We start from the raw sequence: 270 nt of genomic DNA, 5'->3' as shown, positions 1-270 counted from the left end.
GAGGAGACGCTGAGCTTCTATCGGCTGCCGCTGCCGCATCACAAGCACATGAAGTCGACGAACATGCTGGAGCGGCTGAACCAGGAGATCAAGTGGCGCACCCTGGTCGTTCGGATCTTCCCCAACCCGCAGAGCTGCTTGCGGCTGGTTCGGGCATTGGCGGTGGAGATCCACGAGAACCTGGCTCAAGGCGACCCGCTACCTCAACATGGATCATCTGCGCGAGCACAAGAAGGAGAACCTGAGGGCACTGGCCGCCTGAGACGCGGC

Annotated in this window: 1 pseudogene; it reads left to right on the top strand. The window is 61.9% G+C overall.

Annotated features, from left to right (window positions below):
• Positions 1–262, top strand: a pseudogene (locus AC0L2M_RS34685) (transposase); the annotation flags it as partial.
• Positions 263–270: the final 8 nt, after the last annotated feature.

The organism is Mesorhizobium sp. WSM4806 (assembly GCF_055811635.1).
This window is presented reverse-complemented; position numbering and strand designations above follow the sequence as displayed.